We start from the raw sequence: 15,628 nt of genomic DNA on the forward strand, positions 1-15,628 counted from the left end.
ACCGCAGTCACACGACTGCGGTTTTCTTTTTTACGCAGCCATGTCGCTTTCAACGGCTGCAATGATTGCCGAACTTGCTAGACTGGAATCGAAACCCAGCGCAGGCACGGCATGGCACCGCTTCCCGACCATATTCGCATCAGGCTCATCCTGACCCCGAATTTCAATCTGGCCGCCACGATGAATTTCATCGATCCCTTTCGCGCTGCCAATTACCTTGAAGGCCGGGGACTGTTTCAATGGGAATTCGCTTCGGAACACGGCGGCCCCTGTACGGCAAGCAACGGCGCAAGTCTCGAAACTCAGGCCCTCGCCGAATTGCCCGCAACCAGCACCGACTTCCTGATCGTCTCATCCAGCTGGACGCCCGACGAACACGGAACTCCGGCCATCCTCTCTGCCCTTCGGACGGCATCCCGCCAATCCATCACCCTCGGCGCCATCGACACCGGTGCCTTTGTCCTGGCCAAGGCCGGTCTTCTCAACGGGCGTCAGGCCACCGTCCACTACGAGCACATGGACGCGTTCCAGGAACTCTATCCGGATATCGAACTCAGCGAGGACCTGACCGTTTTTGACGGCCCCCGCATCACCTGTTGCGGCGGGGTCGCCTCTGTCGATTTCGGGCTCCAGATCCTGCAAAGCACCTACGGAAGCGATATCGCCAATGCCGCCGCCCGCTATATATTCCACCCTGAATTCCGCGGTCATGGAGCTCCTCAGAACCCCAGCGGGAACGAACCGATGGGGGCAACCGTGCCCGACGTTGTACGCCAAGCCATCAAGCTGATGGAAACCAACCTCGAAGAACCGCTGAACATTCCGGAGATTGCCGAGAAGGCCGGTATTTCTCATCGCCAGCTCAACCGTCTCTTCTCTCAATACCTGCGCAAAACACCTGCACTCTACTACCGTGACATCCGCCTGGATCGCGCCCGCGGGCTGGTTACCCAGACGACCCTTTCAATGGCCCAGATTGCGATTGCCAGCGGCTTCTCGAGCCAGATCCATTTCAGCCGCGCCTACCGCGACCGCTTTGGCCTGCCCCCGATTCAGGATCGAAGCGAAGGCCGCATTCCCTTCGAATTCCGTGCGTGGCCGATGCATCGCAAAAGCAAATCCAAAACCTGACGTCCAATATTGCTAAACTTCTGGCGAAAAAAGTTTCCCGTCAATTCCAAGCTGCCGCAATTCTGAGAACAGGGCCGATGTGCCACCGAGTTTCAGAACATGAGGTCAGCCATGACGGAACTGCCGTCCAAGCAACAATTCGATGCCATTGCCGGGGGCTATCACAAAAACGCCTCCGCGTCGCTTTCGCTCAAGGCCGAAGCCTACACCGATCCCGCCTGGCATCAGGTCGACCTGCAAGAGATCATCGCCAAGACCTGGCAATGGGTCTGTCACGTCGAGAAACTGCGTGATCCGGGCAGCTATGTCGCTATCGAGATCGCGGGCCATCCCATCGCCATCGTCCGTGACCGCGAAGGCGCATTGCGCGCCTTCTACAATGTCTGCAAGCACCGCGCGCACGAACTTCTTTCCGGAGAAGGCAACATCACGCGCATCATGTGCCCCTACCACGCCTGGGTCTACAAGCTGGATGGTCAGTTGGTTCGTGCGCCCCACACCGAAACCCTGGTGGATTTCCAACCCAAAGACATCTGCCTGGACGAGGTTCAAGTCGAAGAATTCTGTGGCTTTGTCTATGTCAATCTCGACCGCAGCGCCCCGCCATTGCGTAACCTTTCAGGCGATCTCGAAACCGAAATCCGCCATTGGGCGCCGGACATCGAAGAGCTGACCTTCGCGCACCGCCTCACCTATGACATCAAGTCCAATTGGAAAAACGTCGTCGACAACTTCCTCGAGTGCTACCACTGCCCCACCGCGCACAAGGATTTCTGCACCCTTGTCGACATGGACACCTACAAGGTGACAACCCACGGCATCTACTCAAGCCACATGGCAGACGCGGGACAAAGCGCCAACAGCGCCTATGATGTCTCCAACGCCACCGTGAAAACCCATGCGGTCTGGTGGCTTTGGCCCAATACCTGCATCATGCGCTATCCCGGCCGGTCCTCGATGATCATCCTCAACATCATCCCGGCGGGTCCGGACCGGACACTGGAAACCTATGACTTCTTCCTTGAGGAAAAGACACCGAACGAAGCCGAGATCGAAAGCATCCGCTACCTCGACGAAGTGCTTCAGGTCGAAGACATCGCCATCTGCGAAAGCGTCCAGAAAGGCATGATGACCCCCGCCTTCACGCAGGGGCGCATCGTCAATGATCCCGACGGATCGGGCATGTCCGAACACGCGGTGCATCACTTCCATGGCCTAGTTCTTGACGCCTACAAACGGGCCGCCGGATGATACCACCCTGCCCAAAGCCGATGTGTTTCGAACCGCCCCCAAGGGCGGCCCATGGAACGCATTGGCTGAACAGGGAGGAAACACATGGCCAGACGCCCCAATATCCTAGTCATCATGGCAGACCAGCTGGCACCGCACTTCTGTGGTGCCTACGGACATAAGGTTGCCAAGACCCCACACATCGATGCGCTTGCCAATGGCGGAATGCGGTTTGACGCGGCCTACTGCAACTCGCCGCTCTGCGCACCATCGCGGTTTTCCTTCATGTCCGGACAGCACATCAGCCGCATCGCCGCCTATGATAACGCATCAGAATTCCGCGCCACTGTCCCGACCTTTGCCCACTACCTGAAATCCCTCGGATATCGCACCTGCCTTTCGGGCAAGATGCATTTTGTCGGCCCGGATCAGAAACACGGGTTCGAAGACCGGGTCACCACCGACATTTACCCCGCCGATTTCGCCTGGACCCCGGATTGGGAAGCCCACGACGAACGCATCGACAAGTGGTATCACAACATGCAGACGGTCAAGGAAAGCGGCGAAGCCATTGCCACCTTCCAGACCGACTATGACGACGAAGTCGAATTCGCCGCCCGCCGCTGGCTGATCGACCGCGGGCGCGACCGCACCGCCGGAAACAACGCCCCCTTCTGCATGGTGGCAAGTTTCATCCATCCCCATGACCCCTATGTCGCCAAGCCCGAATGGTGGAACCTCTATTCCGACGATGAAATCGACATGCCGGAATTCACGCTCGCGCCAGAAGAGCAGGATCCCTTCTCGCGCCGGGTCATGGATGGCATCGAAGCCAGCTACGTTCCCCTCACCGAAGAAGAAATCCGCCGCGCCCGCCGCGCCTATCTCGCCAACGTGAGCTATTTCGACAGCAAGGTCGGCGCGATGGTCAAGGCGCTGGAGGACATCGGCGAACTGGACAACACGGTGGTCATCGTCACCGCCGATCACGGCGACATGCTGGGCGAACGTGGCCTGTGGTACAAGATGAACTTCTTTGAAAACTCCGCCCGCGTCCCCCTCATCATGGCCGGCCCCGGGATTGCCAGCGGCACCGCCTCCAACGCCTGTTCGCTTGTCGATCTCCTTCCAACGTTCCTCGACATCGCGGGCAATGACGGTGCGATCATCGGCGAACCCATCGACGGCCGCTCCCTGATGCCGCTGGCCCGTGGCGAAGACGATCCCATCGACGAGGCCATCGGCGAATACTGCGCAGAGATGACCCCCTATCCCGTGTTCATGATCCGGCGCGGCCCGCTGAAATACATCCATTGCGATCCTGATCCTCCGCAGTTGTACGACCTCGCCATCGACCCGCTGGAAACCACCAACCGCGCCTCTGACCCTGCCTACGAGACAGCGTCAGAGGCTTTCGCTGCCGAAGTCGCCACCCGCTGGGACAGTGAGAAACTGCGCTCCGACATCATCGCCACCCAGAAATCCCGCCGCGCCCTGCACGCCGCGATGGAAGCCGGGGCAGGTGAACACTGGGACTACAACCCACCCTCCGACGCCAGCCAGCAATATGTGCGCAACCACATGGACTGGACGGTGGCCGCAGAACACTACCGACTGAACAGGAAAGACACCGCAATATGATGCTTGAAGGAAAAACCGCCCTTGTCACGGGTGGGCGTGGCGGCATCGGCCGCGCCATCGTCGCCCGCTTTCTGCGCGAAGGTGCCACAGTTTATGCCAACGACCTCTCGGAAAACGGTTCACTGGACCAGCACGACGATGACGGCAGCCGTTTCATCCGTATGAACGTGGCTGACAAAGGCGAAGTGCAGGCAGCCATGGCACGGGTGCAAGCCGAGGAAGGTAAACTCGACATCCTTGTCAACGCCGCCGGGATCGAGATCGAGAAGACCATCGAAGAAACCTCGCTTGCAGAATGGAACCAGAGCTTTGCCGTGAACGTCACCGGCACTTTCCTCACCTCGAAATACGCCCTGCCGCTCCTGCGCGCCGCGGCCAAATCCGGTTCCAGTGCCAGCCTGATCAACTTTGGCTCCTATGATGGGTTCATCGCTGACCCCGGCCTCGCCGCCTATTGTGCCACCAAGGGCGCTGTGCACGCCCTGACCCGTGCCATGGCCTGCGATCATGGCCCCGAAGGCATCCGCGTCAACGCCATCTGCCCCGGCTATATCGACACGCCCATGTTGCAGAGTTTCTTCACCGGCGACGGCTCGGGCGCGGGCGGCAAATCCATCGACCAGCTGCAACAGGCGGTGCGCGACGTGCACCCGATGCGCACCTACGGGACCCCCGACGACATCGCCAACCTCGTCAACTGGCTGGCCTCGGACGAAGCCCGCTATGCCAGCGGGCAACTCTGGGTGCTGGACGGCGGCCTGTCGGCGCAGGTTCAGCAAATGAAGCTCTGAACATGGAGGCTGTCATGAAATTCATCAAGTCCGGTCAGGCCCCGCGAGACCCCGCCACAGGTGATCTCTACGTGATGGGCGACATCGGTGCAGCCTTGCTCGCCGGCGCACCCGACACCGGCCAGCTCGACATCTATATGGTTGATTTCGCCGCCGGAGCGCGCAACCGCGTTCACATCCACAAGAACGATCAGGTTCTGATCGGCGCTTCAGGGCGGGGCATCGTGGCAGACGCGACCGGCGAGCACGTCATGGAACCCGGCGATGTCGCGGTAATCCCTGCCGGCCATCCGCATTGGCACGGCGCAACCGCCGACAGCGCCTTTTCCCACATCGCCATTTCCACCCCCGGCGACGAGATCACCATCGTGGATGGCGATGATCGCGGTGCGTGGGGGGCTTTGCCCGAAGGGTCCGACACATGAGCAAACCCGTCATAATCACCTGCGCCCCAACCGGCGGCATTCACACCCCCACGATGTCCGAACACCTGCCGATCACACCAACTGAGATCGCAGAGGCCAGCATCGAAGCCGCCGAGGCAGGTGCGAGCATCATCCACCTGCACGCCCGCAACCCCGAGGATGGGCGTCCCGATCCGAACCCCGACTTGTTCATGGAGTTCCTGCCGCGCATCAAGCAGGCCTCGGACGCCGTCATCAACGTTTCAACGGGCGGCGGCCTTGGCATGAGCCGCGAAGAACGCCTGCGCGCGGCCACGCGTGCCAGCCCCGAAATGGCCTCGATGAACATTGGGTCGATGAACTTCGGCATCTTCCCGATGAAGGACAAATATTCGAACTGGAAACACGCCTGGGAACCCGAGTTCCTCGACATGACGCGCGATTTCATCTTCCGCAACACATTTGCAGACATCGAATACTGCATCAAGGAACTGGGTCAGGGGCACGGCACCCGTTTTGAATTCGAGTGCTATGATCTCGGCCACCTCTACAACCTCGCCTGGATTCTGGATCAGGGATGGATCGAAGGCCCAATTTTCGTCCAGATGGTCTTTGGCATTCTCGGCGGCGTCGGGGCCGATCTCGACAACCTCATGCACATGCACACCATCGCCAACAAGCTGTTCGGCGATGGCTACGAATGGTCCGTGCTGGCCGCCGGACGCCACCAGATGCCCTTCACCACCCAAAGCGCCCTGCTTGGTGGCAACGTCCGCGTCGGCCTCGAAGACAGCCTCTATATCGGCCCCGGGCAAAAGGCCGTCTCAAGCGCACAGCAGGTCCGCAAAATCCGCGAGATCATCGAAAACCTCGGCCTCACGGTCGCCACCCCCGACGAGGCCCGCCAGCGCCTTGGCCTCAAGGGCGGCGATCAGGTCGCGTTCTGAAGCGAGGGAAGGAAACCATGCAAACCAAGATGCTAATCAACGGCGAATGCGTCGCGGGTGACGGCGAGGCCCTAGCCGTGATCGACCCCGCGACCGGCGCTGAAATCGCCGCTGTAAACGAGGCAAGCGCCGAACAGGTCGATGCCGCCGTGCGCAGTTCCGAGGACGCCTTCGAGACCTTCTCGCGCAGCACCCCGGCAGAGCGGGCCGCACTCCTTCTCGAAATCGCCGATTGCCTGGAAGCCAACCAAGACGAACTGGCGGAACTGGAAAGCCGCGACGTCGGCAAACCCTGGCCCTCGGCGCGCGATGACGAGATGCCGCTGACCATCGACACCTTCCGCTTTTTCGCCGGTGCTGCGCGTACCATGTCCGGTTCAGCGGCCGGGGAATATGTCGCCGGTCACACCAGCATGATCCGCCGTGACCCGGTTGGCCCCGTCGCCGCCATCGCGCCTTGGAACTATCCCCTCATGATGGCCGCATGGAAGCTCGCGGCCCCAATCGCCGCCGGTTGCACGGTGACGCTCAAACCTTCCGAGATCACCCCCCTTTCGACCCTCCGCGCCGCCGAACTCCTGCACGACATCCTGCCCAAGGGGGTTCTGAATGTGATCCACGGCCGTGGCCCCTCGATCGGCGACCAGCTGATCAATGCGCCGCAAATGGAAGCCATCACCGTGACCGGCTCTCCTGCGACCGGCATGGCCGCCATGCGCGCCGCCAGCCAGCAGATTCGCCATGTTCACCTTGAACTCGGCGGCAAGGCCCCGGTCATCGTCTTTGACGACGCCGACATCGCCGCCGTGGCCGAGACAATCCGCTATGGCAGCTTCTTCAACGCCGGTCAGGACTGCGCCCAGCCCTGCCGCGTGATGGTTCAGGACGGGGTCTATGACAAGCTTGTCGCCGCCGTCGAAGCACAGGTGAAGGAAATCCGGATCGGCACCCAAAGGGCCGAGGGAACCGAGATGGGGCCCGTGGTCTCCGCCGCCCAGCGTGACCGCGTCGCCGCCTTCGTCGACCGCGCTTCGACCTCCTGCGAGGTCGTCACCGGAGGAAGCGCGGGCGACGGCGACGGCTTCTTCTATCGCCCAACCGTTCTTGCTAACGTCGACAACAACGCCGAAGTCGCCCGCAACGAGATCTTCGGACCTGTTGTCACGCTGTCGCGTTTCTCCGATGCCGAAGAGGCCCTCAAGATCGCCAACAACAGCAGCTACGGCCTCGCCTCCTCGGTCTGGACGGCCAATGTCGGGCGCGCCATGGAGATGACCAGCCGCCTGCGCTATGGGTTCACCTGGGTCAACACCCACGGCGTCGGAACACCCGAAATGCCCTGGGCCGCCATGAAAGGCTCTGGCACAGGTTGCGACATGAGCGTCTATGCCCTCGATGCTTATACCGCGATCCGTCACGTGATGGTGGCCCATGGATAAGCCAACAGCAATCGTGACCGGCGGAAGCCGCGGCATCGGCCGCGCCATCGTCAACCGCCTTCTCGCCGACGGCTATAACGTCGTCACCTGTGGTCGCGGCCCACGCCCGGATGACCTTGATGCCGCCGTTCACTGGGTACAGGCCGATGTCTCCCTGACCGGTGACGCCGCCTATCTGATCAAGGATGCCAATACCGTCTTTGGCCGGGTTTCCCTGCTTGTGAACAACGCAGGCGTTCAGGTCGAAAAAACCGTCGCCCAAAGTGATGATGACGACTGGGATCTGGTGATGAACGTCAATTGCAAGGGCGTCTTCAACATGTGCCGGGCTGCTCTGGTCGACATGTCGGACCATGGCGGCAATATCATCAACATCGGCTCCATTTCCGGCATGGTCTCCGACCCTTCCATGGCGCTTTACAACGCCTCCAAGGCCTTCGTGCATGGCCTGACACGCTCCATTGCCGTGGATCACGGGCCCAAGGTGCGCTGCAATGCCATCCGCCCGGGCTGGATCATGACCGAAATGGCCGAAGACGGCTTTGCCCTCGCGAATGACCCGGCCAAGGCCATGTCCGATGCCCTCGCCCGCCATCCGGTTGGCCGCTTTGGCGAACCCGACGATATTGCCAATATCGTCTCGTGGCTGGCGTCTGACCAATCCGCCTATCTCACGGGCGAATGTATCACCGTGGACGGCGGCATGACCGCCGCCTCCCCTCTCAATCCGGGACTGTTCTGATGGATTTCCAACACACCGCCTGCCTGGGTGGCGGCGTCATCGGCGCCAGCTGGGCCGCGCTCTTTCTCGCATCGGGCCGTTCGGTCGCCCTTTTCGATCCTGCACCGGATGTCGAAAAATCCGTGCGGGCATACATCGACCGCGCTTGGCCCACACTCACCGAAATGGGCCTGACCGACCATGGCACCCCCGACGCCATCACCTTCCACCCAAGCGCGGCCGACGCGGTCGTCGGGGCCAAATTCGTTCAGGAAAACGTCCCCGAACGCCTGCCGATCAAACACGCCACCTTTGCCGAGATCGAACCTGCCCTCAATGCCGACGCCATAGTCGCCAGCTCCGCCTCCGGCCTCATGCTCTCGCAGATGCAGGGCGGCTGGCAGAACCCCGACCGCTTTGTTCTCGGCCACCCTTTCAACCCGCCGCATCTCATTCCGCTGGTCGAAGTTCTGGGCAACGAGAAAACAGCCAAGGGCGTGGTGGAAAAGGCCCAGCGTTTCTACGAGGCCGTTGGCAAGGTCACCATCCGCCTGCACAAGGAAAAGAACGGCCACGTCGCCAACCGACTGCAAGCCGCCATCTGGCGCGAGGCAATCAGCCTCGTGATGGAGGGGGTCGCAAGTGTCGAAGACGTGGACAAGGCGGTCTGGGCTGGTCCTGGCCTGCGGTGGGCGGCCATGGGGCCAACCATGCTGTTCAATCTGGGGGCGGGAGAAGGCGGCCTGCGCGCCTTCTGCGATCACTTCACCGACACGTTCAACGGCTGGTGGGACGATCTTGGCCAGATCCATCTCACTCCCGAAGTTGCGGAAAGGCTCATCGCGGGGATCACCGAGGCGACCAACGGCCAAACCCCGGCTGATCTCTCCGCGAAACGTGACGCCCTGATAACCGCCATGCAACGCGCCACGGTGGGGATGCGCTAAACAACGGTTTCTCGGAAACGAAATCGGGCGGGGAATTCCCCGCCCGTTTCTATTTCAAATCATCCATTGCGATCAGCCGCACTTGGAATGGCCGCAGCTGCCGCAGGTCATGCATCCTTCGACCATGCGCATGTCGAACTGGCCGCAGCTCGGGCAGGCCTTGCCGCGCGGTGCTTCACCCACGGCCATCACCTCGGCCTGAGGGTCGGTCTTGAGGCCCATGCCTTCGCCTTCGATAAACCCGATGGCGATCATGTGGCGCTCGATCACACCGCCAATCGCAGCGAGGATCGACGGAATGTACTTGCCTTCCATCCAGGCACCGCCGCGCGGATCAAACACCGCTTTCAGCTCTTCCACGACAAAGGACACGTCCCCACCGCGACGGAAGACAGCCGAGATCATCCGGGTCAGCGCCAGCGTCCAGGCATAGTGCTCCATGTTCTTGGAGTTGATAAACACTTCGAACGGGCGACGATGACCATTGATGATCACGTCGTTCACGGTCAGGTAAATCGCGTGCTCGCTGTCGGGCCACTTCAGCTTGTAGGTCGCCCCTTCAAGCGATTGCGGCCGTTGCAGCGGCTCGGACATGTAGATCACTTCACCGTCCGCCACGTGATCCGCCGGCTTCTCGCCCGGCGCATCCTCGGACTTTTCGGACACCGCGAGAACCGATCCGGTCACGTCGTTCGGGCGATAGGTGGTGCAGCCCTTACAGCCGGTATCCCATGCCTGCATGTAGACATCCTTGAAGGCATCGAACGAGATGTCTTCGGGGCAGTTGATGGTTTTGGAGATCGACGAGTCGATCCACTTCTGCGCCGCCGCCTGCATCCGCACGTGCGCCTGCGGGTCAAGCGTCTGGGCGTTCACGAAGTAGTCGGGCAGTTCCTTGTCGCCGAACTTGTCACGCCACATTTGCACCGCATAGTCGACCACCTCTTCCTCGGTGCGCGAGCCGTCCTTCTGAAGAACCTTGCGGGTATAGGCATAGGCAAAGACCGGTTCGATTCCCGACGAAACGTTGCCGGCATAAAGCGAAATCGTGCCGGTGGGGGCGATCGAGGTCAAAAGCGCGTTGCGGATGCCATGCTCGGCAATCGCCGCCTTCACGTCTTCGTCCATATCAGCCACAAGGCCGCCGTTGACGTATTTGTCCTTGTCAAACAGCGGGAAGGCACCCTTTTCCTTGGCCAGTTCCACCGACGCCAAGTAAGACGCGCGCGCAATCGCTTTCATCCAAGCCTCGGTCTGCGCAGCGGCATCCTCGCTGCCATACTTCAGGCCCATCATCAAAAGGGCATCGGCAAGGCCAGTCACCCCAAGGCCGATCCGGCGCTTGGCCTGCGCTTCCTGAGCCTGGGCATCCAGCGGGAAGCGCGAGGCATCCACCACGTTGTCCATCATGCGCACGGCCATCGCGACCAGTTCGGTCAGCTCGGTTTCATCCAGACGCGCGCCACCTTCGAACGGGTCTTTCACCAGACGCGCAAGGTTGATCGACCCAAGCAGGCAGGCGCCATAAGGCGGCAGCGGCTGTTCACCACAGGGGTTGGTCGCCGCGATCTCTTCGCAGTAGCCAAGGTTGTTCTTCTGGTTGATACGGTCGATGAAGATCACGCCCGGCTCGGCATAGTCATAGGTCGACTGCATGATCTTGTTCCAAAGATCACGCGCCTCGACGGTGTGATAGACACGATCGTCGAACTTCAGCTCCCACGAGCCATCGTTCTTCACCGCTTCCATGAAGGCATCGGTCACCAGAACCGACATGTTGAACATGCGCAGACGCGCCGGATCAGACTTGGCGGTGATGAAGTGTTCGATATCGGGGTGATCACACCGCATGGTCGCCATCATCGCACCACGACGCGACCCGGCCGACATGATGGTGCGGCACATCGCATCCCAGACATCCATGAACGACAACGGGCCTGACGCATCCGCCGCAACGCCCTTCACATCCGCGCCACGCGGACGGATGGTCGAGAAATCATAGCCAATGCCGCCGCCCTGCTGCATGGTCAGCGCGGCTTCCTTCAGCATGTCGAAAATGCCCGACATGCTGTCCGGGATGGTGCCCATGACGAAACAGTTGAACAGGGTCACGTTGCGCGCAGTGCCCGCACCGGCGGTGATACGTCCGGCAGGCAGGAATTTGAAATCCTCCAGCGCGCCATAGAACCGCTCTTCCCAGGCTTCCGGATCTTTCTCAACCTTCGCCAGATCCCGTGCAATCCGCCTCCACGAATCCTCCACCGTCATGTCGATCGGTTTTCCGTCCGCCTGTTTAAAGCGGTACTTCATATCCCAGATCTGTTCGGCGATGGGGGCAGCGAAGCGAGTCATGTGCGAATCCTGTATGGTCTTGATGGCAGCAAAGTGGCGGTCTGGTTATCCGCGCCTCGGGTCTTCATCAACGCAAAAGATGCGGTTGACAAAAAGAAAGTTAATCAGCGCGAAGCCCTAGCGTAACACAACACCTTGCATCTACCAAACTGAAATATACTATATACAGACACCCACGAGTCACACTCAAGCAGGTACATCTTGGCTGGTTTCGTCAATCTCATCAAGCTCAGCGTCGGCAGTGAAAGCGTCGATACGCTTGCCGAATGGCAGGCTTCCCGCGTCGCGCAATCTGAAGACGGCCTGCCCCGCCACGTCACCCGCATGTGGCCAAAACGCGAGACCGAGATCCTTCAAGGTGGCTCGATCTACTGGGTAATCAAGGGCGTGATCCAGTGCCGGCAAAAAATTCTTCGCCTGGACGAAGTCATCGGTGCCGATGGCATCCGCCGCTGCGCCATTGTCCTTGATCCGCAACTGGTGCGCACCGAAACCGCGCTGCGCCGCCCTTTTCAGGGCTGGCGCTACCTCAAACCCGAAGACAGCCCTGCTGATCTCTCAGATGCACGCAAACAGGACGACGACCTCCCCGTCGAACTTGCCGCCGCCCTTGCGGAAATCGGGGTGCGTTAAACGCGCCCCGACGACAATCCCAACTTCACCTTGAGCGCCTGCATAACCGCACGCTCCTCGTCATCCATCTGCGCCTTGCGCGACCGGAACAACGTGGCCTGCGATTGCAGCACCAGCGCATCCGACAGGATCTTCAGGTGGTTGGCTCTCAGGGTATCCCCGGTCGAGGTAATATCCGCCACCCCTTCCGCGGTCAGGTTCTTCACCGTCCCTTCGGTCGCGCCCTGGCTGTCAACCAGTTGATAGTCCGCCACGCCTGCATCCATCAGGTATTCGCGTACGAGGCGGTGGTACTTGGTGGCAATCCGCATCCGGAACCCGTGTTCGGCACGAAACGCCGATGCCGCCGCATCCAGATCATCCAACGTATCCACATCAACCCAGCAGTTCGGCACGGCGATGATCAGATCAGCGTGCCCGAACCCCAGCAGCGCAAGCTCTTCAACCTGCTGTTCCCACTGGCCCAACTTCTCGCGCACGAGGTCGGTACCGGTCACGCCGAGGTGAATACGACCCGCGGCCAGTTCGCGCGGAATTTCCCCCGCCGACAGCAGCACCAGTTCGACACCTTCGACACCTTCAACCGCACCGGCGTATTCCCGGTCCGAACCGGTTCGCGCCATGGACACCCCACGCGCACCAAACCAGTCAAAGGTCTTTTCCATCAGCCGCCCCTTGGACGGCACACCCAACTTGATCGTCATAGCGCACCCTCCAGTTCCAGAAGCAGACCGGGACGGATCACGCCTCCGACAGCCGGAATCTCGCGCCCCTGACCCAGCGCACGGGTCAGCGCATCATAACGTCCGCCCGTCGCCACCGGCGGCAAGTCCGGCCGTCCCGGTGCATGGAAACCAAAGACAAACCCGTCATAATATTCCATCGACGTCCGGCCATAGCTGGTTTCAAAGTCGAGGTTATCCACATCCACACCGCGCGCTGCCAGCGCATCAATGCGATCCTTGAGCCGGAACACGGCCTCGGTGATCGCGGGCATGTCGACAGCAATGTCACGCAGTTGCTCAAGCGCAAACGGCATGGTTTCGCGCACGTTCAAAAGCGCCTCGATCAATTCGACCTGACCAGAAGAAAGCGGTGCCGCCTCGGCATCTTCACGCAGCCAGCCGATCCGCGCTTCGATCTCCGAAGCCGACCGCAAACCGATCTGCGGGAAATCATTCTCCATCGGTGCCGGGTTTTCCAACAGCGCCTTGCGCGTTGCAGGCACCGGGCTTCGCCCCGAGAACCGATCCATCAGCGCGCGGAAACGGCGCGGCCGCCAGACATGGCGCATCAGCGCCGCCTTGCGTCGTTCGGTTGTCTCCAATCCCTGCACGGCAGCCATCAGCACGCCAATATCACCGGTCGACGCCTTCAGCTCGGCCCCGCGCAGCGCCTTGCGGATCACGTCGAACACCTCGGCATCTGCCGCCGCGGGGTTGTCCCGTTCGAAAACCTCGTAGCCTACCTGCGTATATTCGTTGTCGCGATCGATATCGTCTTCCTGACGCCGGAACACCTGCCCGGCATAGGTATAGCGGGCAGGTTCTGCGCCATGTTCCATGTGCATCTGCACCACCGGCACCGTGAAATCCGGGCGCAACATCTGCTCGCCCAGCAAGGTATCCGACGTCACATAGGCACGCCCGCGGATGTCCTCGCCATAAAGGTCCAGCAACAAGTCCGCAGGCTGCAATACGTTGGTCTCGACCGACCGTGCGCCCTCGGCTTCGAACATGGCTTTCAACCCGGCAGCCCGGGCGCGAATTTTCGCCTTTCTCGGCATCAGCTCTCCTGACCCTCCAGGATTTCGCGCACCTTGGCGACCAGATCAGAGCGCGGCACCTCGAACTGGCTCGGGCGTTCCTTCCACTCTTCCAGCGTCGCGCTTTCGGCGATCTTGGCGCCAAGGATCAGGTCCTTGATCTGCACCACGCCGCGGTCTTTCTCGTCGCCGCCTTCGATAACGGCAATGGGCGAGTTGCGCTTGTCGGCATACTTCAGCTGGTTGCCAAAGTTCTTGGGGTTGCCGAGGTATACTTCCGCGCGAATGCCTGCATTACGCAGTTCCGCCACCATCGCCTGATAGTCGGCCATCCGGCCCTTATCCATCACGGTCACGACCACCGGCCCAACACTGCGGCCACCCATGCGGCCTTTCTCGCGCAGCGCCGCCAGCAGGCGATCCACGCCAATCGACACGCCGGTCGCAGGCACAGCCTGACCGGTGAACCGCTTAACCAGATCGTCATAGCGACCGCCCCCCGACACCGATCCGAACTGCCGCTTGCGGCCTTTCTCGTCGAAGATCTCAAAGGTCAGTTCGGCCTCGTAGACCGGTCCGGTGTAGTAGCCAAGACCGCGCACGATGCTCGGGTCGATCTCGATCCGGTCCGAGCCATAGCCGCCAGCCTCCAGCAGCTCTGCGATCTGCTCCAGCTCGGCAATACCCTCGGCACCCACACTCGACGCACCAACCGCGCCGCGCAGGTTCTCGAATGTCTTGGTCACATCGGCCGCTTTCGAGGTGAGGAAAGCAATCACCGGCCCGGCCTGATCCGCGCTCAGACCCACGCCATCAATGTAAGCCCCCGAGGCATCCAGACGTCCCTTGGTCAGCAATTCGCGCACACCCTGCTCGCCCACCTTGTCGAACTTGTCGATGGTGCGCAGCACGTTGTCGCGCGCGGCCTGATCATCACCAAGGCCCATGACCTCCAGAACACCGTTCATGACCTTGCGGTTGTTCACCCGCACAAGATAGTCGCCGCGCGGAATGCCAACGGTCTCAAGCGTATCCGACAGCATCGCGCAGATTTCGGCATCTGCCGCCATGCTCGCCGTACCGACAGTATCGGCATCACACTGATAGAACTGGCGATAGCGCCCCGGCCCCGGCTTTTCGTTGCGCCAGACCGGCCCCATCGCATATCGGCGATAGGGCGTCGGCAGATCATTGCGGTGCTGCGCATAGACCCGCGCCAGCGGCGCCGTCAGGTCATAGCGCAGGGCCATCCAGTCGCCCTTGTCGTTCTCGTCGAACTCCTGCCAGGCGAACACGCCTTCATTGGGGCGATCCACGTCCGGAAGGAACTTGCCCAGCGCCTCAACGGTTTCAACCGCCGACGATTCCAGCGCCTCGAACCCGTAATGATGATAGACCCCGGCGATCTGTTGCAGCATATGGCTGCGCTCGGTCACTTCGGCACCGAAATAGTCGCGGAACCCTTTTGGCGTCTCTGCCTTGGGGCGGGGGGCTTTCTTCACTTTGGCCATGTCTCATGGTCCTTTCGGGTTTACTCGCCCGTGCGTTTACCCAATGCCCTGCACGGGGGCAAGCAACGCCTTTACGACAAAGCGCCCCGCCTAGGTTTTCTTCTGGATGCCGGTGC

14 protein-coding genes are annotated in these 15,628 nt (G+C 61.1%); 10 read left to right on the forward strand and 4 right to left on the reverse strand.

Annotated elements, in window-relative coordinates; genetic code table 11:
* Positions 1 to 111: 111 nt before the first annotated feature.
* The 9 genes from ABWV42_RS05790 to ABWV42_RS05830 all read left to right on the forward strand — a co-directional run bounded on the left by ABWV42_RS05790 (position 112) and on the right by ABWV42_RS05830 (position 9,251).
* Positions 112 to 1,131, forward strand: coding sequence for a GlxA family transcriptional regulator (locus ABWV42_RS05790; RefSeq protein ID WP_353339264.1), 1,020 nt, complete (start codon positions 112 to 114; stop codon positions 1,129 to 1,131).
* A 111-nt stretch (positions 1,132 to 1,242) separates the two neighbouring features.
* Positions 1,243 to 2,382: an aromatic ring-hydroxylating oxygenase subunit alpha gene (locus ABWV42_RS05795; protein WP_353339265.1), complete on the forward strand. Its 1,140-nt coding sequence runs from the start codon at positions 1,243 to 1,245 to the stop codon at positions 2,380 to 2,382.
* Positions 2,383 to 2,466: 84 nt separating this feature from the next.
* The gene (betC, locus tag ABWV42_RS05800) at positions 2,467 to 4,002 is read left to right on the forward strand and encodes a choline-sulfatase (RefSeq protein WP_353339267.1); all 1,536 of its coding nucleotides are present in this window, start codon (positions 2,467 to 2,469) and stop codon (positions 4,000 to 4,002) included.
* Positions 3,999 to 4,793, forward strand: a complete 795-nt coding sequence (locus tag ABWV42_RS05805; protein ID WP_353339268.1) for an SDR family NAD(P)-dependent oxidoreductase — start codon at positions 3,999 to 4,001, stop codon at positions 4,791 to 4,793. Before betC ends, ABWV42_RS05805 begins: the two co-directional genes overlap by 4 nt.
* A gap of 14 nt (positions 4,794 to 4,807) precedes the next feature.
* Positions 4,808 to 5,218 (forward strand): cupin domain-containing protein, encoded by a 411-nt coding sequence (locus tag ABWV42_RS05810; RefSeq protein ID WP_353339269.1) that lies wholly within the window; start codon positions 4,808 to 4,810, stop codon positions 5,216 to 5,218.
* Positions 5,215 to 6,144, forward strand: coding sequence for a 3,5-dioxohexanoate:acetyl-CoA acetone transferase (gene kce / locus ABWV42_RS05815; protein WP_353339270.1), 930 nt, complete (start codon positions 5,215 to 5,217; stop codon positions 6,142 to 6,144). The genes ABWV42_RS05810 and kce overlap by 4 nt, the downstream gene beginning before the upstream one ends.
* 17 nt (positions 6,145 to 6,161) lie before the next feature.
* Positions 6,162 to 7,583: an aminobutyraldehyde dehydrogenase gene (locus tag ABWV42_RS05820; RefSeq protein WP_353339271.1), complete on the forward strand. Its 1,422-nt coding sequence runs from the start codon at positions 6,162 to 6,164 to the stop codon at positions 7,581 to 7,583.
* The gene (locus ABWV42_RS05825) at positions 7,576 to 8,325 is read left to right on the forward strand and encodes an SDR family NAD(P)-dependent oxidoreductase (protein WP_353339272.1); all 750 of its coding nucleotides are present in this window, start codon (positions 7,576 to 7,578) and stop codon (positions 8,323 to 8,325) included. The genes ABWV42_RS05820 and ABWV42_RS05825 overlap by 8 nt, the downstream gene beginning before the upstream one ends.
* The gene (locus ABWV42_RS05830; protein ID WP_353339273.1) at positions 8,325 to 9,251 is read left to right on the forward strand and encodes a 3-hydroxyacyl-CoA dehydrogenase NAD-binding domain-containing protein; all 927 of its coding nucleotides are present in this window, start codon (positions 8,325 to 8,327) and stop codon (positions 9,249 to 9,251) included. The genes ABWV42_RS05825 and ABWV42_RS05830 overlap by 1 nt, the downstream gene beginning before the upstream one ends.
* Positions 9,252 to 9,323: 72 nt before the next feature.
* Here ABWV42_RS05830 and ABWV42_RS05835 read toward each other — a convergent pair whose 3' ends face one another.
* A complete protein-coding gene (locus ABWV42_RS05835) occupies positions 9,324 to 11,603 on the reverse strand; it encodes an adenosylcobalamin-dependent ribonucleoside-diphosphate reductase (protein ID WP_353339274.1) in 2,280 nt (759 codons plus the stop codon).
* A 201-nt stretch (positions 11,604 to 11,804) separates the two neighbouring features.
* On the opposite strand from ABWV42_RS05835, the gene ABWV42_RS05840 reads away from it, so the two are divergent.
* On the forward strand, positions 11,805 to 12,236 hold the full coding sequence (locus tag ABWV42_RS05840; protein ID WP_353339275.1) for a DUF1489 family protein: 432 nt from the start codon (positions 11,805 to 11,807) through the stop codon (positions 12,234 to 12,236).
* Here ABWV42_RS05840 and hisG read toward each other — a convergent pair.
* From hisG to hisS, 3 genes are read right to left on the reverse strand one after another with little or no spacing between them, the layout of a single operon-like run.
* Positions 12,233 to 12,940, reverse strand: coding sequence for an ATP phosphoribosyltransferase (gene hisG, locus ABWV42_RS05845; RefSeq protein WP_255107456.1), 708 nt, complete (start codon positions 12,938 to 12,940; stop codon positions 12,233 to 12,235). The genes ABWV42_RS05840 and hisG overlap by 4 nt on opposite strands.
* Positions 12,937 to 14,022 (reverse strand): ATP phosphoribosyltransferase regulatory subunit, encoded by a 1,086-nt coding sequence (locus ABWV42_RS05850; RefSeq protein ID WP_255107457.1) that lies wholly within the window; start codon positions 14,020 to 14,022, stop codon positions 12,937 to 12,939. The genes hisG and ABWV42_RS05850 overlap by 4 nt, the downstream gene beginning before the upstream one ends.
* Complete coding sequence (gene hisS / locus ABWV42_RS05855) at positions 14,022 to 15,512, reverse strand: histidine--tRNA ligase (RefSeq protein ID WP_353339278.1); 1,491 nt, start codon at positions 15,510 to 15,512, stop codon at positions 14,022 to 14,024. Before hisS ends, ABWV42_RS05850 begins: the two co-directional genes overlap by 1 nt.
* Between the last annotated feature and the right edge of the window lie 116 nt (positions 15,513 to 15,628).

Source organism: Pelagimonas sp. KU-00592-HH (assembly GCF_040369695.1).
In the GTDB taxonomy this organism is placed as follows: domain Bacteria; phylum Pseudomonadota; class Alphaproteobacteria; order Rhodobacterales; family Rhodobacteraceae; genus Shimia.